The sequence below is a fragment of the Nocardia altamirensis NBRC 108246 genome, assembly GCF_001612685.1.
In the GTDB taxonomy this organism is placed as follows: Bacteria; Actinomycetota; Actinomycetes; order Mycobacteriales; family Mycobacteriaceae; genus Nocardia; species Nocardia altamirensis.
Genome location: NZ_BDAY01000069.1, coordinates 43,186 through 64,257 on the forward strand (window position 1 = coordinate 43,186; position 21,072 = coordinate 64,257).

Here is a 21,072-nt window from a genome sequence, read left to right on the forward strand (position 1 = left end):
TGGGCGGGCCTGGTGCACGAGGGGTCCCGGCCCGCTCAGTTCGGCATTCACTTGAGTGAGCGTTCACGAATCGCCGACTCCGCCAAGTAGTTTCGGATTCGATCCGAGAGATCGGCGGACCACTCCGGTGGCTCGGCGAGCGCGGCCCATGCATCGAGCACCAGCGTGCCGTACCGATGCCCGTGCCCGTCGTTGACGCCCTGCGCGTTCGGCAGATCCGCGGCGACCTGCCAGAACGTGACGATCGGATACCACGCCATGGTCGGCGACACATCGGCGCCGCGCCGCTCCCGCAGCCAATCCGGTTCGCTGAAAAGCAGATCCGGCGACCACCAGACCACCGGGTCGGACGCGTGCTGCAGATACGCGATGCGCGGGGTGAGCCAGGTACTGCCCGGCTGCCACAGGTCGCCGCGGCTGTCGGCGAAACGAACAACCAGCCCGTCGGCGTAGGTCGGCAGCACCTCGGGGGAGCCGGGATCGCGGCGGGCGGTGAACTCGCCCCACAGCCGATTCGAGTTGGGCGGCCCGACCCACAGCACCCCGTCGGATTTCGCCCGCAGATCGGCCAGCCCGGTGAACGCACCCTCGGAGCCCTGCGAGCCGAGGCTCTCGCCGTAGACGAGCAGCTTCGGGCGGGCCTCGGCGGGGCGCGCCGACCAGTGCTCGTACACCTTGTCGAACACCAGCTTCCCCATCCGGGTCGCCTTCGCCTTGTCCGAAAGGAACGAAAGCACGCTGGGCAGATACGAATACTGGGTGGCGACGATCGCGGTGTCGCCGCCGTACATCATCTCGACGGATTCGGCGCTGGTGGAATCGACCCAGCCGGTGCCGGTCGTCGTCACCACGACCAACGCCTTGCGCTCGAAGGCGCCGGTGCGCTCCAGTTCCGCGACGGCGAGCTCAGCCTGGGCTTCCGGGCTGTCCGCCGATTCCAGCCCGGTGTACACCCGGATCGGCTCGCGCGCGGGTTTGCCGGTGACTCTTTCGATGTCGGCGGCGCTCGGCACGTAGGAGACGAACCAGCGGCCTTCCGAACCGAGCGTCTCCCACTTGGCCAGCGAGGCAGGGCTGCCTGAGCGTTCCGGCAGTTGCGGCTGGGCGGCATTGGGCGAGGTGTGGCTGTTGCGCACGCTGAACGCCGAGTTCGCCACGGCGAAAAAGCCTTTGGCCAGGACACCGTTGAACAGGGTTACGGCGACGACGGCGACGACGAGGAAGCCGATCGGCAAGGCGAATCGACGCGGGATGTGCACCCACTCGGTGAGTTCCCCTGCGACCCACCGGACCAGCCATCGGACGCCGCGAAACACGCCGACCACCAAGGCGATCACGGCGACACTGAGCGCACCGGTGCGCAGGAAGCCGGAGGTGGTGATGTCGTCCATCCCCATCAACGCGGTGATCTCGCGCTGCCACCGCGCCGACTGCACCAGCATGACGAGCACCGTGACCACGCAGCCGATCAGCACGGCGACCTTGCCCGCGCCGGGCAGCCAGCGTGGCAGCTCGGCGAATACCTTTGCGGCACCGGCGGGAACCGGTATCCGCGGCCGAATCCACTTGCGGAACAACCACTCGAACAGGCAGCCGACGCCATAGCCGATCGCGGCGTTGACGCCGCCGATGAGGCCCTCGAACAACCAATCCCGCGGCAGCAGCGAGGGAGTCAGCGACAACGCGAAGAACAGCGTCGCGACGACCACCCCGACATAGTTCGGGCGAAAGAAACGCTCGACGGCGCCGACCACCCGGCCGGCGCCCTCGCGGACTGAGACCTGCTGCGCCTCAGTGCCCGTCACGCCACACTTGCCCCGAACAACTTCGGCAGCGTGCCCTCGTGTGCGGCACGCAGCTCGTCCATGGGGACGGAGAACTGCCCTTGCACCTCAATGGAATCCGCACCCTGGTCGACCACGCCGATGCGCGTCCACGGCAGTTCGCGCGCGGTGCACATCTTGGTGAACCGGGTCTCCTCCGAGCGCGGCACCGCGACGAGCACGCGACCCGCCGACTCGGAGAACAACGCGACGAACGGATCGACGCCCTCGGGAAGCAGCACGCGACACCCGGTTTCGCCGGCCAGCGCGGCCTCGACAACGGCCTGGATCAGCCCGCCCTCCGAAAGGTCGTGTGCGGCACTGATCATGCCGTCGCGCGATCCTGCGGTGAGCACCTCGGCGAGCAGCTGCTCGCGCGCGAAGTCGACCTTCGGCGGTACGCCGCCGAGGTGCTCGTGCACGACCTGGGACCAGATGGAGCCGTCGAACTCGTCGGCGGTGTCGCCGAGCAGGATCAGCGTCTCGCCCGGCTCGAGGCCGAGGCCGGTCGGGATGCGCCGGTGCACGTCGTCGATGACGCCGAGCACGCCGACCACCGGGGTCGGCAGGATGGCGGTCTGCCCGGTCTGGTTGTAGAAGCTCACGTTGCCGCCGGTGACCGGGATGCCAAGGGCGACACAGCCGTCCGCGAGGCCGCGGACGGCCTGCTGGAACTGCCACATCACGCCGGGATCCTCGGGGGAACCGAAGTTCAGGCAGTTGGTGACGGCCTTCGGGGTGGCGCCGGTGGTGGCGACATTGCGGTAGGCCTCGGCCAGCGCCAGTTGCGCGCCGGTGTACGGATCCAGCTTGGTGTAGCGGCCGGACGCGTCGGTGGCCAGCGCGATGCCGCGGCCGGTCTGCTCGTCGATCCGGATGACGCCCGCGTCGGCGTGCTCGGCGAGCACGGTGTTGCCGCGCACGTAGCGGTCGTACTGCTCGGTGATCCACCTGCGGCTGCACAGCTGCGGGCTCGCCAGCATCTGCAGCAGGGTCGCGCGCAGTTCGTCGCCGGTCTTCGGGCGGGTCAACGCGGCTGTGCTGGCGGCGATCAGCGCGTCCTGCTCGTCCGGACGCCGCACCGGGCGCTCGTACACCGGGCCCTCGTGCGCGACGGTGCGCGGCGGCACGTCGACGACGGTCTCGCCGTGCCAGGTGATGACCAGCCGGTCGCCGTCGGTGACCTCACCGATGTCGGTGGCGATCACATCCCACTTGCGGCAGACCGCCATGAACGCGTCCACGTTCTCCGGGGTGACGACCGCGCACATGCGCTCCTGCGATTCGCTGGAGAGCACCTCGGCCGGGGTCATGCCCTCGGCGCGCAGCGGAACCCGGTCGAGCGCGATGTGCATGCCGCCGTCGCCCGCGGCCGCCAGTTCCGAAGTGGCGCAGGACAGCCCGGCACCGCCGAGGTCCTGGATGCCGACCACCAGCTTGGCCGCGTACAGCTCGAGACAGCACTCGATGAGCACCTTCTCGGTGAACGGGTCGCCGACCTGCACGCTCGGCAGCTTCTTGCGCCCGGTGCCCGACTCGTCGCCGGAGAAGGTGTCCGAGGCGAGCACGGAGACGCCGCCGATGCCGTCGAGGCCGGTGCGCGCGCCGAACAGGATGATCTTGTTGCCGGTGCCGGAGGCGAAGGCGAGATGCAGATCCTCCACCCGCATCACACCGGCACACAGCGCGTTCACCAACGGGTTGCCCTGGTAGGACGCGTCGAACACGGTCTCGCCACCGATATTCGGCAGGCCGAGCGAGTTGCCGTACCCGCCGACACCGCGCACAACGCCGTCCACCACGCGCCGGGTATCCGCCGCGTCCGCCGCGCCGAAGCGCAGCTGGTCCATCACCGCGATCGGCCTCGCGCCCATCGCCATGATGTCGCGCACGATGCCGCCGACGCCAGTGGCCGCACCCTGGTAGGGCTCCACATAGGACGGGTGGTTGTGGCTCTCGACCTTGAAGGTGACCGCCCAGCCGTCGCCGACGTCGACGACGCCCGCGTTCTCGCCGATGCCTGCGAGCATCGAGGCCCGCATCTCCTCGGTGGTGGTCTGCCCGAAGTAGCGCAGGTGCACCTTCGACGACTTGTAGGAGCAGTGCTCGCTCCACATCACCGAGTACATCGCCAGTTCGGCGTCGGTCGGGCGGCGGCCGAGGATTTCCTTGATGCGCGCGTACTCGTCGTCCTTCAGACCCAGCTCTTTATAGGGTTGCGGCACGTCAGGAGATGCTGCGGCTGCGCTGACGGTGTCGACCTGCGGAGTCACGGGGTGCAGTGTCCTTTCGACATGATCGGGAGCGCTACGTGGTTACGCTGCGCCGCCGCCTCCACGCTCGACCCGATCGTGTCAGGGTCCTCTCGGGCCGGGAGCGCGAAGCTGGGGATTCGCCTGGAAGTTTAGCCGTGACCGTTGACGGTCACCGGGCCGCATCGGACTCACGCCCGGTTCGCCGGATTCCTGTGCCTCAGGTCACAAGCCGCGCGGGTGAGCACGCGCGCCGACGGCGGTCACACCACCGGTCACAGATACCCTGGGCCCGTGAACGAACGATCGGGGATTGCGGATTCCGCTGAGCCGGTTGTCTCGAAGGACGAGCGGCCCGCCGCGACCTCCGAGCCTGCCGCGCCGCCGCGCGTTCCGATGACGCGCGAACAGCTGCGCTGGCTGCTCGTCGCGATCGGCCTGTTCGCGGTGTCTGCGGTCGTCTCGCTACTCGCCCACTGGTGGTCGGGCTACATCGATCTCCAGGTGTACCGCAACGGCGCCCGCGTCTGGCTCGACGACGGTGAGCTGTACGGACCGATGCCGCCGGTCGCCGGGATCGGGCTGCCGTTCACCTATCCCCCGCTGGCCGCTTTGTTCTTCGCGCCGCTCGCGCTGATACCGCTGGCCGTCGCCGAGGTGCTGGTGCTGGTGACCTCGCTGGTGAGCCTCGGCGTCACCCTGTGGCTGGTGCTGGCCAGGATCCGGCCCGAGCTGTCCCGAGTCAGCACCCTGACCATTGTCATCGGCGCGATCGCGGTGCTGCAGACTTTCGAGCCGCTGCGCCAGACCTTCGGCTTCGGCCAGATCAACCTGGTGCTGATGGCCGCGATCACCCTGGATTGCCTGGTGCGCAAGCCGTTCTGGCCGCGCGGCATGCTGATCGGCATCGCAGTGTCGGTGAAGCTGATTCCCGGCGGATATCTGCTGTACTTTCTGCTGCGCCGGGATTGGAAGGCAGCGGGCACGCTGATCGTGTCCGCGATCGCCGCGATCGGCCTCGGATTCCTGCTGTTTCCCAAGGATTCGGCCGAATACTGGTTCCACACGCTCGCCGACACCGGGCGGATCGGCCCGCCCTATTTCGCGGGCAACCAGTCGATCAAGGGCATGGTGTTCCGCCTCGGCCTCGACGACTCGCTGGCCACCCTGCTGTGGATCGCGCTGTCCCTGGTGGCCGTCGCGCTCGCGGCGGTGTGGATGCATCGGCTGATCGGCGCAGGCGCGACGGTGGCCGCGCTGATGGTGAATGCCGCGGCGGTGCTGCTGGTTTCGCCGATCTCCTGGTCGCACCACTGGGTGTGGATCGCACCCGCGCTTGTGGTGACGGCGGACGCGATCGTGCGCGGCAGACGTAACCCGCGACTGCTCTGGGCGGTCGGTGTGATGACGGTGATGTTCATCATCGGGCCGCAGTGGCTGCTGCCGCACGCCGGGGACAAAGAGCTCGACTGGGCGTGGTGGCAGCAGCTCATCGGCAGCAGCTATGTGCTCGCGACCCTCGCGGTGTTCGTCGTCGCTGTCGCGACCTATCGCCCGGCGACCGTAGGGGTGAGGAAGGCGGCCAGCGCCGCCGCGTAGGCAGGAACGTCTGCGGCGCCCATCATTTCGCGCGCCGAGTGCATGGCCAGCTGGGCCGCGCCCACGTCGACGGTCGTCATCCCGGTGCCTGCCGCGGTCATCGGGCCGATGGTCGATCCACAAGGCAGATCGGCGCGATGCACGTAGCGCTGCAACGGAACTCCGGCCTGCGCGCAGGCCAGCGCGAACGCGCCTGCCCCCGCCGCGTCGGTGGCGTAACGCAGGTTCTGGTTGACCTTGAGCACCGGTCCCGCGTTCACCGCGATGCGATGCGCAGGCTCGTGCCGGTCCGCGTAGTTGGGGTGCGTCGCATGCGCCATATCGCCGGACGCACAGACCGAACCGGACAGCGCGGCAAGGAATTCGGCGCGGCCGCCACCGCGTGCGAGCACGATCCGCTCCAGCACCGTCGACAACAGATCGGATTGGGCGCCGCGATCGGACTGGCTGCCGACCTCCTCGTGATCGAACATGGCGAGCACCGGAATGGCCGCACCTGGCTCGTCGATCGCGGCGAGGAAGGCCTGCAGGCCCGCGTAGCAGGTGCCCTGGTTGTCCAGTCGCGGCGCGCTGACCAGATCGCGGTCGCGCCCGACGATCCCGCTCGGCGTCAGATCATGGGTCATCAGTTCCCAGCCGAGCACGGCTGCTGGATCGACCTCGGCGTACTCGGCGACGAACCCCAGGAACGAGCGCGGTTCGCGGCCGACCCCCCACACCGCGTTGACGTGCCGCTGCGGATCCAGCGTGACGCCCTTGCGGTCGTCGGACAGGTGGATGGCCAGCTGCGGCACCCGCAGGATCGGCTCGTCGATGCGAACAAGCCGCTCGCCCACCGTGTCTCCGTCGCGCACGCTCAACCGGCCGGAGATGCCGAGCTCCCGGTCCAGCCAAGAGTTGAGCCAGGCGCCGCCGTATGGCTCGAGACCGACCAGCTGCCACCCGGCCGATGCCAGGTCGGGATGCTGCTTGACGCGCAGGTTCGGGCTGTCGGTGTGCGCGCCGACCACCCGGAACGGGGTCGGTCCCGTCGCATCCGCCGTCGCCCAGGCGATCAGCGAGCCGCCGCGCACCACATAGTGTTTGCTCGGGCCGTCCGACGGCCACTGCTGCCCCTCGGCGAGCTCGGTGAATCCGTGTGCCGCCAGCTCGCGTGCCACCGTCTGGCAGACGTGGAACGGCGAGGGCGACGCATCGATGAAGGCGCAGAGTCCGGCGGCGGTGGCGGCGGTAGCGGAGACGGGCATCCCTGAATCCTAGGCACCGACGGGTCCGGTGACCCGTCGGCGCGTGGTCACTTGGTGCGGAGGGTGAGGCCCGGATTGTCCCGCAGCACAGTGCTGATCGGCTGGCCGAGCAGCACGGGGAGGTGACCACAGCTGCCGTCCAGCGGCGTGATGTGCGTGATGATGGCGCTGTTGATCCCGACCGCCTTGGTGCCCGCCATGATCGGCCCGCCGCTGTCGCCCTGATGACCGCACAGGGTGGTGTAGAACATGTCCTCCACCCGGATGACTTCGGCGTCGTGGCCGGGGATGCCGCGCAGCATGGCGGTCTGGTTGGCGGCGATCACAATGCCGCAGGAGTACCCGGACCGGAATCCGGACTTGCAGATGGCGCTGCCCGCGATCGGTTCGGTCGTGCCATCGATGCGCACCACCTGTCGCCCGTCGGTCCCGACGCTGACCGGCGAGCGCGGCCTGCCGCTGCTGCCCGCCTCCAACTCCTCGTTGCTGCTTCCGGTGGCGACCGACGGGGTGGCAGGCGAGAGCTTGCCCGCCGAGACCAGGTTGTTCTGGAACCGCTTCGCGGACTCCTTGTTGATGCGCAGGATCCCGTAGTCGTGCGGGGCGAAGCTGGAACTGTCGAAATGACCGAGTTCGGCGCCGTGCTTGACCTTCTCGCCCTGCGGCAGCTTCATGCCGTCCTGCGCGGCGAAGGTGGCGAAAACCCGCTGGGGTTCCTTCGTCCGGTCGGCCTCATCGACGAGGTTGTTCGGATCGCAATGTCCCGCGGTGATGTTCACCGCGTTGCCGTCGGCATCGGTGCCGTTGAAACCGTAGGAGCAGCGATGGGTTTCGCTGCCGACCACGATGGCGTAGGACTGGCCGCCGACGATGTCGCTGCCGGTGAGGTCCTCGCCCGCGATGGCCTGCGCCGTGAGTGGCGTGTTGTCCGGCCTGGCTTCCAGCGGCAGCGCATTCACCGACCGGACCGGTCCCACCTCGGCCGGGAACTGCACGTCCTTGGCCAGGCGCACCGCGAGACTGTTGGCGGCTACGTCGATGCCGTACCCGGCAATCGATTGGACGGTGGTGGTGGACTGCCCGACCAGCCAGCGCTCGAAGGTGCTGCGGCGGTTCCGCAGGGTGGCCTCGCTGTCGGCCACCGACTCCACGGCGAATCCCGCCGCTTGCGCGGCCGCCCGTGCGTTCTCCGCGCTCACCCCATCGGTGAGCGAGACGACCGGACGGCCGCCGTCCATCCGGATTCCGGCGAAGGCGGCCGGGTGCGCGAGCCGGGCGGTCTTGGCGAACTCGGCAAGTCGATGCGTGATGTCGACCCGTTGCAGGTACTCGGCCGGGTCGATGCCGAGGTCCCGTTTCACGGCGTCGATCAGCCCCTGTGGCAGCGCGGCCGAATCGGGTTCCGGGACCGCCGCAGCGGGGTACCCGACCGATCCGGCCACGGCTAGTGCGACACAGCAACCCAGCGCCGCACGGCGCGCACGGGTACCGAACTTCATTCGAGCTGCCTCCTGACGAACACGACAGTGGGACAGCCGCTGATGCTATAGTCACACCAGTCACAAAACGGACCAAACGGTCCCGTCGCGTGTCGGCGGAACCGGTGGCTGTTATGCGGGGGCGGCCAGCGCGGTGCGCAACGACACCCGGCCGCCGGTGAGCAGCACGGCATTGCCGTAGATCCGGCCGGCGAGCCGCGCGACCAGTGCGATGGTCAGCACCATCAGACCGAACGCGCACAGCATCTGCCAGCCGGGCACCTCGTAGGCCGCCCGCATCGGCATCAGCACCGGAGAGAACAGCGGAATCATCGACAGCACCGTCAGCGACGTGCCGTGCGGATCCGCCGGAACCATCGTCTGCCCGACCAGATACGCCGCGATCACCAACACCGACACCGGAACCGCCACCGCCGCGAGATCCTCCTGCCGCGACACCAGCGACGCGGCCGCCGCGATCACCAGGGCATACAGGAAGTAGCCGAGCAGGTACCAGAGCACCGCCCAGCCGACAACACCGCCGATCACCGTCGCCGAAAGATCAAGCACGCCAGTGGCGAAGGCGGTACCGAGACCGACCGCCGCGAGCACCGCGACCTGGATGATGGTCACGATCCCGATGCCGAGCACCTTGCCCGCCAACAGTTCCCACGGCCGGATCGTCGCAAGCAACAGCTCCACAATGCGATTGGCCTTCTCCTCCACCACGCCCTGTCCGGTCAGCTGAATGCTGATCAGCAGCATCACGTAGGTGAGAATGCCGACCACCGCCGAAACGCCGACTCGCGCGCCCTGATGCTCCTCGCCCGATTCCAGCGGCTGCACGGCGACCTTCGCCTCGGCGATCGCCTGCTCGACCGTCGCCGGATCCCCACCGAGCCAACTGATTTCCTGATGCAACGCGGCCTGCCGCACGACCAGGCCGAACGCGGTCCGAAGCCCGTCCGGCAGCGACGATTTCACCACCACCTGCAGCTGCCCGTTCGACGTTCCGACGAGCAACGCCGCCAGATCGCCTGCGCGCACCTGCTGCTCACCGGCATCGCGGTCGATCACCACGGTCTCGATCGGCTGCCCAGACGCCTGGCCCGCGGCGGCGAGCAACGGCTGGAACTGCGCCGTATCCGCCGTCATCCCAACCTTTTCCGGCTCCGCGGCGTTGCCTTGGCCGAGGAAGTGGAACACCAGCACCGTGCCGACAACGGCGAGTACCAGCACCGCCGTGATCGCGGCAAAGGCTTTCGACCTGACCCTGGTGTTGATCTCCCGCGTTGCGACGATCTGGATCGCCTGCACCGACGAAACGTGATCACTGCTCATGCCGCCGCCTCCACCTTCGGGTCCGCCGTCGCGTCCCGGAACAAATCGGTCAAAGTGGGCACTACTCGGCCGAATTCGCGCACCGGCCCGGCGGCCATCGCGGTCGCGAGGATGTAGTCGTCTTCGGCGTGGTCATCGAGGCGAAGGATCCAGCGGGACGCCTCGCGGCCGTCCACAGAGACGCCGGGCATGCGGGTGATCAGGTCGTCGTCGAGGCCGGGTGCATCGATCACGACCCGCGCCGGGCCACGACTGCGCAGTTCGTCCACGGTCCCGCAGGCCACCATGGTGCCGTTGCGGACGATGCCGACGCGGTCGCAGATCCGTTCGACCAGATCGAGCTGATGCGACGAGAACAGCACGGGGCTACCGCGTTCCACGCTGCGTTCGCGCAGCACCGCGCTCATCACGTCCACCGCAACGGGATCCAGCCCGGAGAACGGCTCGTCCAGCACCAGGATGTCGGGATTGTGCACGAGCGCCGTCGCCAGTTGCACCCGTTGCTGATTGCCGAGGCTGAGTTTCAAAACATCGTCCTCGGCCCGCTTTTCGATGCCGAGCCGCATCATCCACAGCTCCGCGGCCGACGATGCCTCGAACTGCGAAAGACCATGCAGCCGAGCGAAGTACTGCAGTTGCGCGCCGACCTTCATCCTCGGGTACAGCCCGCGCTCCTCCGGCATGTAGCCGATGCGCCGCCGCGCGGCCAGATCCACGGGCTTGCCTTCCCACCTGACCTCTCCGGCATCGGCGGCCATCACGCCCATGATGAGGCGCATCGTTGTGGTCTTGCCCGCCCCGTTGGAGCCGACGAACCCGAAGAGCTCACCGGGGCGCACATCGAATGTCATGTCGGACAACGCGACAAAGTCTCCATACCGCTTGCTCAAACCTGCAATCTCCAACACGCGAACTTCGCTACCTTCCGTTCGTCGCACGATCGTCTTCGCGTCCACGCGGGCACGCCGTCGCCGTGAACTCCACCGGCGAGCGCCGCTGCGGGGCACGGCGACACCATGCCAGAAACAACGTATTCCGCCCGTTCAACACACCGAAATGCTCGGCCATCGCCGAATGTGAATCACCGCTCGTCACCTTATGGCGTTTGCAAGATTGCGCGGTCGAATACGTTTATACCGCACAACCTTCCGCCTAAATATCGGCCTGGTCGTTCGCAATCCGAGAACCAGCCGTACTCCGGAGAACCATTCTAATCGTCACGGTGACGACGACCGCTGCGGATTCGACGAACCGGCCGCATTCGGTCACGACGCAACGGCTTTCGCGACAACCCGGCTACAGATATGTGGGCTGTCTTCCCATACCGCAAGTGCTTTGTTGAGTACCATCACGCCGGGTCGCTGACCCACATAGTCGAACGAACTACATGAAGGGTGCTACATGACGATGCGCAAAACCAGGTACACCATCGCCGCACTGGCGATCGGCGGATTCTCAACGGCCGCCGCACTGTTCGGATCGGGTGCCGCTTCCGCCAGCCTGATCGACGACATGGCGCCGCTGCTGACGACGACATGCTCATTCAGTCAGATCGATGCCGCAATTCACGACGTGGCACCGGAGGCAGCGGCACGGCTCGATGCAGCGCCGATCCAGAAGGGCGCACTGCAAATGATGATCTCGCAGCCCGCCGAACAGCGCGCGGCAATGTACAAGACGCTGTCCGACAACCGGGAGCAGGTCGGCACGATGACCGGCTTCAATCCCGAGGCCGGTCCAGTTATGCGCCAGGCCGCAGCGACCTGCCACACCTTCTGACCTGCGCAGACACTGATGGTGCCGCGAGTAGGCACAATCGTTGCTATGCCCAGCTTTTCGAGATGCCGAGTACCGCAGAGATAGACGGTCGCAATAGCCATATCCACCCGATGCGAAAAAGTCAAATCAGCATTGGGGGCGGCGTCTTTCCATCGCTCCGACCCACGAAGGCGGCAATGGCGCCGACATTCAGGGCAATTGAGCAGATGACCAGAAAGTAAGTCGGCGCGAAATTTCCGACACGCCGCGACAGTTCAACGTCAACAACGCGACACTTGGCATGATCTCTCTTGCTAGACCACACTCAACTGACGAAAAGGAGTAACTCGTGCTTCTGTCTGTGACTCTCCCCCTCGGTCTCGGTGTCGCTGCTACCCTCGGCCTGGTTGTGGCCGCTCTCGGCCTGCTGTAACAGCCTCCGGGACTCGGGGTCAAGCGTCGGCAGGAGGGACGCTTGGCCCCGATTTCTGATTACTAGAATCTGGTTCGAATCCGATTCAGGTTCTGTTGCTACACCCACACTGATCGACCTACCAAAGGAGTAAATCGTGCTGCTGTCTGTGACTCTGCCCCTTGGCGCCGGCCTGGCTGCCGTTGTCGCTTTGGCTGTCACCGCGCTCGGCTTGCTGTAACCAAAGCCTTTTAACGAAAAAGCGGGTTCGAGCGTCTGCAGGCGCTCGAGCCCGCTTTTCGTATACCCGGAGTAAGTGCGGCTTGGGTCGCCGCTGTTTTACCGTAGGTCGAGCACGTCGCAACGACGAGATTTCCGGTAAATAGAAAACGGCGGCCGCGCCGATCGTTTCCGACCGGCAGGCCGCCGCGTGTGGTGTCGTTACGTTACGAGGGAGACAGGCGCAGCACGCCGCCCCACGGCCGCCCACCGGTGTTGCGCGGGTCCGGCTCGAGCAGCGGAGCAAGAGCTTTCAGATGCCACGGCAGGCGGTTGGCCTTGCGCGCGGTCATGTACACCGACTCCACATCCGTTGCGGTCCAACCACGTTCTTCGAAATGCGCGATCGGATCATCGGACACGAACCGGAACGGCGCGTTCGCGAAGAGGGTGCCGCAGCTCTTCTCCATGGCGTTCTGCATCGTCGCGTTCATGACGTCGACGATCCACCAGTTGACGTTCGCCTCGCGCAGCGCGCTGGACAACTCGCCGACCTGATCGTCGTCCAGATACTGGACGAGTCCTTCGGTGATGACCAACGTGTTCGCCGGGCTGGTGACCTCCGCGGCCAGGAACGACCGCATCGCCTCGGCGTCGGAGAGGTCGACCGTGTGCCGCTGCAGGCGGCAGGTCGGCACCTCATCGGCCAGCAGCCGCTCCTTCTCGGCAAGCAGCCGAGGCAGGTCGGCCTCGACCCAGACCAGCTCCGGCGACAGATCGAGCCGGTAGGGCCGCGTATCGAGGCCCGCCGCCAGGTTCAGCACCTTCCGGCACCCGTGCGCGAGCGCGTCCTGGATCAGGTCATCGATGATCTTGGTTCGAACGACGACACCCAATCCGGTTCGCATTTTGCGCGGAGCGGCGTTGATGATCTCGTAGCCGCTCGGGCCAGCCATTCGGTCGGCAAATGGATCACAGAATAGTGCGTCTTTTCGGGAAGATTCGATCGCCCGATATGCAGCTGCCCATCGCGCGGTGTCGGAAACATCGGTAATCAAGGGCTCTGTAGATACCATGCAGGCAGGATATACGGGCGCACAGCTCAGGTATGCCGATCAGCTCGGCGTGTCAGCGCAGGCAGCACGGGGTACAAATGTTGCCGGTGCCGAGTCGCATTACACGTACAGGAAATCGGCGTGCGTCGAAATACGCACGCCGCACCTGGAGTTGGTGCGTGGCCGACCGCTATACCTGTGCTAGCTATCGGCCACGCACCGGAAATTCCGGCTTCCCAGCTTTCTTGCGTTCGAACTACTTCTCCGACAATCCCATACCGCGTGCGAGCACCGGCCACGACCGCTTGAACTCGTCCTGCCAGTAACCCCAGGAGTGCGTACCCGAGGTGAAGTGGAAGGTCGCGGGGATACCCAGCGACTCCAGCTTCTGCTGCATATTGCGCGTGCAGTAGTTGGTGGCCGCCTCGATCAGGCCGCCGACGGCCATTTGTCCGGCAAGGGCTTCCGGCCCGATCTGATTGTCGTCGTTGTCGACCTGAGTCCGGTTTCCGCCGAGTTGCTCGTTGCGACCGTTGATCGTGTCGTACTTGCCGGGGCTACCGTCGCCCGACGAGAAGTACATTTCCAGCCCACGCAACTTGTCGGCGTGCACCAGCGCGTCATTGGCCGCCCATTCGGGCGAGCCCGTCGGGCCCCACATGTTGTCGGTGTTGCCACCGCCCATGCCGACCACTGCCCTGACAAAGGCGGTGCCGAGGTTGTCGCTGGTCTGGGCGCAACCGCTGTAGGCAGCGACGGCCTTGTAGAGGCCGGGCTTGGCGATCGGCATCGTCAGCACGGTGGTCCCCGCGGTGGAGATGCCCGCGATGCCGTTGGTGCCGTTGGTGTTGAATGCCGAGTCGATCAGCGGCGGCAGTTCCTCGGTGAGGTAGGTCTTCCATTTGTTGCGGCCGAGTACCGGATCGTCGTTGATCCAGTCGGCGTAGTAACTGAACGGCCCGCCGATCGGCATGACCAGGTTGACGTCCTTGTCCGCCATGAACTGACGAATGTCGGTCTGCACCTGCCACGAGGCGAGGCCCTCACCGCCGTCGGCGCCATTCAGCAGATAAAGGGCAGGACGCGGCTTCGAGGCATTCGCGGGGAGTTGCACCTCGACCGGGAAAGTCTTGTCCATCGCTGCGGAATGCACCTGCAGCCGGACATTACGGTCATCGATCTGTTCGACACTTTCGATTCGCGAGCCGTCCGCGGATACCGCATTGGTGGCGATATGCACGGGCGTGAGCGGCTCAGCAGAAACTGAAACAGTGCCGAATCCAGTCATAACACCGACAAGCAGCCCAGCTACCGCGGTGCCGACCGCGACAGTACTGCGCGAGAACACAGGTTTCACTACGCTTGGGAAGGTCGATTTCATAGCGTCCAGCTTCGAGCATAGTGGTTGTCTATCGACGCAACGACACGCACTTATATGGCACTGACTACGCACAACGGGAACCCTTCTGCTTCTGGAGGTTTCGCTGATTTGACATTCACCGGAAAGTCGCGCATTCGGGCCGAGAATTCGCGCCGCCAATCGGTTGCCGTACAACAGTTCAGCGGTGCGCGGAGCACCTTAACCGCTCTCGATCCGAAAAGCTAATTCGCCCCGGCGGCGGCGGAACGGACGCGCGCCAGAAAGGTATCGATGGCCACCCGCATCTCATGGTTGATCTGGAGGTGCTGGCCGGTGCCGACGACCGTCTTGAACTCGACCCGACTCGCGGTGAGCCTGCCGACGAGGGCCGCGTGCAGCGGCGCGGGCACCGCGATGTCGGTGACGTTGAACAGCAACAGGATTGGATCGGTGTAGTCGTGCGTCGGCACGCCCATGTACTCGGTGAGCACCGCATGCAGGCGCTCGTCGAGCAGCGGCTTGGCCAGCAGCTCGCTGATCCGGACTCCCTTCACCACCTCGGCGATCTGGTCCTGGCAGAGGCTGCCGACGGCGTCGAGGATCTCCCGCCCGCGCGGGGTGAGGAAGCTGTCGATGTCCGCGTCCGGCCGTGCGACGCGGACGCCGGCGAGCACGCTCGTGAAGAAGACGTTGAGGGCGTCGCCGATGAAGCTGGGCAGGTCGGGTCCCCACGGCCCTGCCATCGGCAGGAGGTTCTCCGCCTCGGATTCGGGGTCGATCGCGATCGAGCCGCGGAAGTCGAGCTCCGGCGCATAGGTGCGCTGCAGATAGGCCGCGCCGAGCGCCGCTTGCCCGCCTTGCGAACCGCCGAACACCATCCAGGTCTTCGACAACGCGGGGATGCGTGACCTGGCCGCCTTCACCAAGTCGATGATCGCGGCGGCCTCGGTCTTCAATTCGAGATAGGGATGCGTCCCGGTGTCGAACCGGCCGAGTCCGAGGTAGTCGGTCGCCAGTACGGCGAAGCCCTTGCCGAGAAAGCTGCGGAGGAACCCGTCCTCGATGGCCCTGCGCTCAGGCCACGGGCCGCGCGCCGGATCGGACTGGCCGCCGCATCCGGGGCCGAGGCCGAAGCTGCCGTGCGCGAAGGCGAGCACCGGCCACCCGCCCGCAGGCGCGGGTCCGTCCGGCATGAGCACTGCGCCGCTGACAGGTTGCGCGGTGCCGTCCGAGCCGGTCGTCCAGTACTCGACGACCGAGCTGCCGTTGGTGCCACGCCACCCGTCGACTTGGGGCAGCACGTCGATCACGGTTCCCGGCACGGAGGCCGCGCTCGCCGGTGCCACGGTCATCCCGATTGCGAAGGATGCCGACACTGCGGCAGCGACGGCCAAGCGCCGCCAGGAACCGAACGATCGCATCGGACACCACTTTCCGTTTCGGCAGAGACGAACGCGCGCGACGGTGCAATGTTTTCGAGATGTTAGTTCCGAGCGGCACGATTCTACGCAGGTCAGGAATTGATACCGGTTCCTGCCGTGGTGTGTCGCACAGCGCTTTACAGCTTCTCACTCAGCGGAGCGCGAGAAGAAAAATATCAGACGTCCAGCATATTCATAGGACGAATTGCCGTGACTACTCCGGATTGGTGGAAACCAACTCGAGCAGCCGCATCAGTTCGGCATAACGCCGTGCACCGATCCGCCCCCGCAGTTCCTGTTCCGCCCGCGCCTCCTCGGCCCGCACCGAGGCGACGAGCTCGGAGCCGAGCCTGCTCAACCCGATCAGGATCCGGCGACGGTCGTCCTGCGCAGCAAGCCGGAAGATCAGGCCGCGTTCGGCCAGGTAGTCCGCGTGCCTGGTCGCCGAGGACGGCGCGAGTTGCGACCTGGCCGCCAGCTCGCTCATGGTGATGCCCGTCTCACTGGAGAGATTCGAGAGCATCGACCACTGATCGGCCGTGAGCTGCCTGGCACACAATGCCGCGTCCAAGTGACGCAGCCAACCGCGTTCCGCGGCACGCAGCGCACCATGCAGCGTCGAGTATCCGCTTACAATGGTCGTCATTGTTATTCCTGCCTGCCATGAATTTCGCTCGAACGAGAAGAAGAGTACCGAATGTCAGCGTTCGGCGAGAGCCCAGAGGGCACTATCGAGATCTTGAACATTGTTCCGATGCAGGGACCAGGCGGTATCGTGGCCCCCTCCTGCGACGCGGCGATTTCCCTTGCCGTCGACGAAATCAACCGTGGCACAGGAATTCTGGGCAGGGAAATTCGTACTACGAATATCGACGGCGGGCGGGCGCCGCACGAGGTGGCGCGTGAGGTTTCCGCGTTGCTCGCGACCGGCATGGTGGACGCGATCACCGGCTGGCACACCTCCGCGGTGCGGCTGGCCGTCTCGCGGGCAACCGAGAGCCGAGTGCCCTATCTGTTCGCCACCGGGCACGAGGGCCTGCCGAACGAGCGGCCAGGGGTGCTGATGCTCGGCGAACACCCGGCGGGGCAGACATTGCCCGCCGTGCGCTGGCTGGAACGCGAGCACGGGGTGCGGCGCTGGGCCATCATCGGCAACGACTACATCTGGCCGCGAGAGTCGGCCAAGGCGATCCGGCAAAGCCTGACCGATCCTGGCGCCATCGTGCTCGAGCGGTTCGTGCCGCTCGGCTCGCCGGACTTCGGCGACTTCCTGTCCCATCCCGCGCTCGACAAAGCCGACGGGGTGGTGATCCTGATGGTCGGCGCGGACGTGTCCCGGTTCAACCGGCAGTTCGCCGCGACCGGCCGCGCGGGCGCACAGCTGCGGATGAGCCCCGCCGCCGACGAGAACGTGCTGCTTGCCGCCGGTCCCGGCGCCAACCACAACTTCTACGTGGCATCCAGCTTCTTCATCGACCAGCAGACCTCGGACGGGCGCGAACGGGTGGCAGGCTATCGCAGGCTGCACGGCGAATTCGCGCCGGCGCTCACCAGCTTCAGCAACATGACCTACGAGGCCATCCACACGCTGGCCGGGATCGCGCACGCGGTCGGATCACTGCGCGTACCCGATGTGCTCGGCGCGCTCGACCACGGCGTGCTGCTGGAAACCCCGAGCGGCCCGAGGGCCTTCCAGGGCAACCAGGCCATCCAGCACGGCTACATCGCCCGCGCGAACGGCGTCGAGTTCGACATCGTCGCCAGAATCACCTGAGTTGTTGGCGGCGCCTGCGGCGCTGCGTGTTCGCTCGCAAAACTCGCGCTGCAGTGGTTGCGAAGCGAGTACCGGCTCGAATCAGGCCGAGACCAAAGTGTCCAGCACCGAGAGGAACATGCCGAGGCCGTCGTCGCTCGGACCGGTCAGTGGCTCGGTCGCGTGCTCGGGGTGCGGCATCAGGCCGACGATGCGACCGTTGGCCGAGGCGATGCCCGCGATGCCGCGCTGCGAACCGTTCGGGTTCTCGCCCGCGTAGCGGAAGACCACCCGGCCTTCACCTTCCAGCTCATCGAGCACGGCGGTGGAAGCCTGGAACCGGCCGTCCTGGGACTTCAGCGGGATCAGCAGCTGAGCGCCGACCTCATAGCGTGAAGTCCATGCGGTAGCGGTCGATTCGACCCGCAGCCACTCGTCGCGGCAGATGAAATGCCGGCCGACGTTGCCGGTCAGCGCACCGGGCAGCAGCCCGGCCTCGCACAGCACCTGAAAGCCGTTGCAGATGCCGAGGACTGGAAGGCCGGTCTTCGCAGCGCGCATGACCTCGCCCATCACCGGCGCGAACCGGGCGATCGCGCCGGCCCGCAAGTAGTCGCCGTAGGAGAATCCGCCGGGCACGATGACCGCGTCGACCTGCTTCAGATCGGCGTCGGCATGCCACAGGCTGACTGCTTCGGCACCGGCCAGCCGCGCCGCCCGTGCCGCGTCGACATCGTCGAGTGTGCCGGGAAAAGTGATGACCCCGATGCGCGCAGTCATGGCAGGCGAACGACCTTCCACTCCTCGATCACCGTGTTGCACAGCAGTGATTCTGCGATCTGCTCGAGCTCGGCGTCCCCGACATTGTCATCGACGTCGAGTTCGAATCGCTTGCCCTGCCGTACATCCGAGATGCCCTCGAATCCCAGGCGCGGGAGCGCGCCGACGATGGCCTGTCCCTGGGGGTCCAGGATTTCGGCCTTCGGCATCACCTCGACCACGACTCGTGCCACGCGTTGCTCCTCATGTGGTGGTGGGGGGGTTACCTGAGCAGCGTAGTTGTGCTGCTCGGCCACGGCATCCGCGGGGTGGGCCAAATACCATGGCGGAATGCGCATAGCTCACTTCGGCCACTCCTGTCTCCTCGTCGAGCTACACGGCAAAAAGGTGCTGTTCGATCCCGGCACCTTCGCGCACGGCTTCGAGGGCCTCACCGATCTGGACGCGATCGCGATCACCCATCAGCACCCCGACCACATCGATCCGAACCGGATCGATGCGCTGGTCGAGGCGAATCCCGGCGCCAGGCTGCTCGCCGATCCGCAGACCGCGCAGCAGCGCGGCGGGCGGTGGGAGGCGGTGCACGCGGGCAACGTGCTCGCGCTCGGCGAGCTCCAGATCACCGGCGGTGGCGGCAGGCACGCGGTGATCCATCCCGAGCTGCCGGTGATCGACAACACCGTCTTCCAGCTCGGCACCCCGGACGACCCTGCGCAATTGGTGCACCCCGGCGATTCGCTGTGGGTGCCGCCCGTCCAGGTCGGCGTGCTCGCGCTGCCTGCCGCCGCACCGTGGATGCGGATCAGCGAGGCGGTCGACTATCTGCGCGCGGTGGCGCCACGCACGGCGCTGCCCATCCACTACGGCATCATCGCGCAGGAGGCGCAGGGCATCTACTTCGGCAGGCTGTCCGAAATGGGGCCTGCCGGTACGGAATTCACCGTGGTGGCGCCGGAGGACCAGCGCGAGTTCTAGTGCGTCGTCCAGAAAGTTCCCGGACGAGGCACTACAGCCCGTCGGCGTAAGTGGACAGGAACAGCGCCTCGGCCAAGGCCATGCGCTCGATCTCGGCCGGATCCACGCTCTCGTTGGGGGCGTGGATCAGGCACGCAGGTTCCTCGACGCCGAGCAGCATGATCTCGGCCTCCGGGTAGGTGTCGGCGAAGACGTTGCACAGCGGAATCGAACCGCCCTGCCCCTGTGTCGTCGCCGCGCGTCCGTAGGCGGCGGCCAGCGCCGCCTCCATCGCCTCGCGAGCCGGGCCGCCGCTGCCGGACCGGAACGGTGCGCCCTTGCCCTCCAGTTCGATGGTGAGCTCCGCGTTCCACGGCGTGTTCGCCTGCAGGTGCGCGACCAGCGCCTTGTGCGCCTGGTCCGGATCGGTGCCCGGCGGGATGCGCAGGTTGAGCCTGGCCCGCGCTGCGGGCTGAATGGCGCCCGCCGAGCCGACCACCGGCGGTGCGTCGATGCCGAGCACCGTCAAAGCCGGTCGCGCCCAGAGCATGTCGGCCACCGTGCCGTCACCGGTGAACTCGACGCCGCGCAATACGCCTGCGTCCCTGCGGAACTGCTCCTCGGGGTATTGCACACCCGACCACCGCTGATCGTTCGGCAGCCCGGCCACCGTCGTGTTGCCGTGTTCGTCGCGCAGCGTGGCGAGCACGTGGATCAAGGCGGCGAGCGCATCCGGCGCCGGTCCGCCGAACATGCCGGAATGCAAAGGACCGGACAAGGTTTGGATGGTGACAATGACATTGACGCTGCCGCGCAACGTTTCTGTGAGCGTCGGAACGCCCGCGGCGAAGTTCCCACAGTCACCGATCACGATCGCGTCGGCATGCAACAGCCCGGGGTTGGCCTCGACGAAACGCTCCAGCCCGCCGGTGCCCTGCTCCTCGGAGCCCTCGGCGACCAGTGTGACGCCCAGCGGCAGGTCGGCGCCGAGCGCGCGCAGCGCGGTCAGGTGCATGACGATATTGCCCTTGCAGTCGGCGCTGCCTCGGCCGTACCAGCGGCCGTCCCGCTCGGTCAGCTCCCATACCGGCGTGCGCCACGCGGCGCCGTCCAGCGGCGGCTGCACGTCGTAGTGGCAGTACAGCAGCACCGTCGGCGCGCCAGGGGGTGCGGGGCGGGTGGCGATCACCGCCTTGCTGCCGTCCGGCGTCTCGTGCAGCCCGACGTCGGTGAGCCCGACCGCGGCGAAGGCGTCGGCGACCCACTGCGCGGCCAGGTCGCATTCCGAGGCGGGGAACTGGCGCGGATCGGCCACCGACTTGAACGAAACGAGCTGTGCCAGATCGGTTTTCGCCTGTGGCATGAGCGCGGCGACCGCCGCGCGCAACTCGGCGGTACGGGGATCGTCACTCATTGCCAGCGCCTCACTTCTTCGTCGCGGCGCGCTCGATGTCGCGCTCCCGGTCCGACAACACAGCTCATCCACCATGACACGAACTGATCAGTACGAAAAGTCGAATTTATCCGATCTCGGCCGTCGGCGTGACCCGAGTCGGCACGTTGTGGTGCGAACCCGAGCGGGCGGTTGTGTGATTGTGTTGGGTGACTGCAGTTCGGTAA

Annotated in this window: 17 protein-coding genes; 4 read left to right on the forward strand and 13 right to left on the reverse strand. The window is 66.7% G+C overall.

Features of this window, described 5'->3' with window-relative positions:
* Window positions 1–47: 47 nt before the first annotated feature.
* Both NA11_RS31470 and purL read right to left on the reverse strand, forming a co-directional pair.
* On the reverse strand, window positions 48–1,805 hold the full coding sequence (locus tag NA11_RS31470) for an alpha/beta hydrolase (protein ID WP_069165673.1): 1,758 nt from the start codon (window positions 1,803–1,805) through the stop codon (window positions 48–50).
* On the reverse strand, window positions 1,802–4,096 hold the full coding sequence (gene purL / locus NA11_RS31475) for a phosphoribosylformylglycinamidine synthase subunit PurL (RefSeq protein ID WP_069165674.1): 2,295 nt from the start codon (window positions 4,094–4,096) through the stop codon (window positions 1,802–1,804). The genes NA11_RS31470 and purL overlap by 4 nt, the downstream gene beginning before the upstream one ends.
* Window positions 4,097–4,369: 273 nt before the next feature.
* On the opposite strand from purL, the gene NA11_RS31480 reads away from it, so the two are divergent.
* On the forward strand, window positions 4,370–5,674 hold the full coding sequence (locus tag NA11_RS31480) for a glycosyltransferase 87 family protein (RefSeq protein ID WP_069165675.1): 1,305 nt from the start codon (window positions 4,370–4,372) through the stop codon (window positions 5,672–5,674).
* Here the strand turns inward: NA11_RS31480 and NA11_RS31485 are convergent.
* The 4 genes from NA11_RS31485 to NA11_RS31500 all read right to left on the reverse strand — a co-directional run bounded on the left by NA11_RS31485 (window position 5,623) and on the right by NA11_RS31500 (window position 10,591).
* Complete coding sequence (locus tag NA11_RS31485) at window positions 5,623–6,921, reverse strand: M18 family aminopeptidase (protein ID WP_069165676.1); 1,299 nt, start codon at window positions 6,919–6,921, stop codon at window positions 5,623–5,625. The two genes, NA11_RS31480 and NA11_RS31485, sit on opposite strands and share 52 nt — an antisense overlap.
* Window positions 6,922–6,968: 47 nt before the next feature.
* Window positions 6,969–8,420, reverse strand: coding sequence for a S1 family peptidase (locus NA11_RS31490; RefSeq protein WP_069165677.1), 1,452 nt, complete (start codon window positions 8,418–8,420; stop codon window positions 6,969–6,971).
* Between the two features lie 111 nt (window positions 8,421–8,531).
* On the reverse strand, window positions 8,532–9,740 hold the full coding sequence (locus NA11_RS31495) for an ABC transporter permease (RefSeq protein WP_069165678.1): 1,209 nt from the start codon (window positions 9,738–9,740) through the stop codon (window positions 8,532–8,534).
* On the reverse strand, window positions 9,737–10,591 hold the full coding sequence (locus tag NA11_RS31500; protein ID WP_141717941.1) for an ABC transporter ATP-binding protein: 855 nt from the start codon (window positions 10,589–10,591) through the stop codon (window positions 9,737–9,739). The genes NA11_RS31495 and NA11_RS31500 overlap by 4 nt, the downstream gene beginning before the upstream one ends.
* A 550-nt stretch (window positions 10,592–11,141) precedes the next feature.
* Between NA11_RS31500 and NA11_RS31505 the strand changes: the two genes are divergently transcribed.
* Entirely contained in the window at window positions 11,142–11,519 is a 378-nt protein-coding gene (locus NA11_RS31505) for a hemophore-related protein (protein WP_069165679.1), read from the forward strand.
* Window positions 11,520–12,356: 837 nt separating this feature from the next.
* On the opposite strand, the gene NA11_RS31515 is transcribed toward NA11_RS31505, so the two are convergent.
* The 4 genes from NA11_RS31515 to NA11_RS31530 form a co-directional block, all read right to left on the reverse strand.
* A complete protein-coding gene (locus tag NA11_RS31515; protein ID WP_069165681.1) occupies window positions 12,357–13,205 on the reverse strand; it encodes a class I SAM-dependent methyltransferase in 849 nt (282 codons plus the stop codon).
* Window positions 13,206–13,440: 235 nt separating this feature from the next.
* On the reverse strand, window positions 13,441–14,472 hold the full coding sequence (locus NA11_RS31520; protein ID WP_069165701.1) for an alpha/beta hydrolase: 1,032 nt from the start codon (window positions 14,470–14,472) through the stop codon (window positions 13,441–13,443).
* Between the two features lie 314 nt (window positions 14,473–14,786).
* Entirely contained in the window at window positions 14,787–15,896 is a 1,110-nt protein-coding gene (locus NA11_RS31525) for an alpha/beta fold hydrolase (protein WP_245746294.1), read from the reverse strand.
* 283 nt (window positions 15,897–16,179) lie between these two features.
* Window positions 16,180–16,611 carry a MarR family winged helix-turn-helix transcriptional regulator gene (locus tag NA11_RS31530; protein ID WP_069165683.1) on the reverse strand — a complete coding sequence of 144 codons (432 nt, stop codon included), beginning with the start codon at window positions 16,609–16,611 and terminating at the stop codon, window positions 16,180–16,182.
* Window positions 16,612–16,704: 93 nt separating this feature from the next.
* Between NA11_RS31530 and NA11_RS31535 the strand changes: the two genes are divergently transcribed.
* Window positions 16,705–17,739, forward strand: coding sequence for a substrate-binding domain-containing protein (locus tag NA11_RS31535; protein ID WP_245746296.1), 1,035 nt, complete (start codon window positions 16,705–16,707; stop codon window positions 17,737–17,739).
* A gap of 81 nt (window positions 17,740–17,820) precedes the next feature.
* On the opposite strand, the gene purQ is transcribed toward NA11_RS31535, so the two are convergent.
* The gene (purQ, locus tag NA11_RS31540; protein WP_069165685.1) at window positions 17,821–18,498 is read right to left on the reverse strand and encodes a phosphoribosylformylglycinamidine synthase subunit PurQ; all 678 of its coding nucleotides are present in this window, start codon (window positions 18,496–18,498) and stop codon (window positions 17,821–17,823) included.
* The gene (gene purS, locus NA11_RS31545; RefSeq protein ID WP_069165686.1) at window positions 18,495–18,731 is read right to left on the reverse strand and encodes a phosphoribosylformylglycinamidine synthase subunit PurS; all 237 of its coding nucleotides are present in this window, start codon (window positions 18,729–18,731) and stop codon (window positions 18,495–18,497) included. The genes purQ and purS overlap by 4 nt, the downstream gene beginning before the upstream one ends.
* Window positions 18,732–18,828: 97 nt before the next feature.
* Here purS and NA11_RS31550 point away from each other — a divergent pair, with 97 nt between their 5' ends.
* Complete coding sequence (locus NA11_RS31550) at window positions 18,829–19,473, forward strand: MBL fold metallo-hydrolase (RefSeq protein ID WP_069165687.1); 645 nt, start codon at window positions 18,829–18,831, stop codon at window positions 19,471–19,473.
* Window positions 19,474–19,504: 31 nt separating this feature from the next.
* Here NA11_RS31550 and NA11_RS31555 read toward each other — a convergent pair whose 3' ends face one another.
* A complete protein-coding gene (locus NA11_RS31555) occupies window positions 19,505–20,866 on the reverse strand; it encodes a dipeptidase (protein WP_069165688.1) in 1,362 nt (453 codons plus the stop codon).
* Window positions 20,867–21,072: the final 206 nt, after the last annotated feature.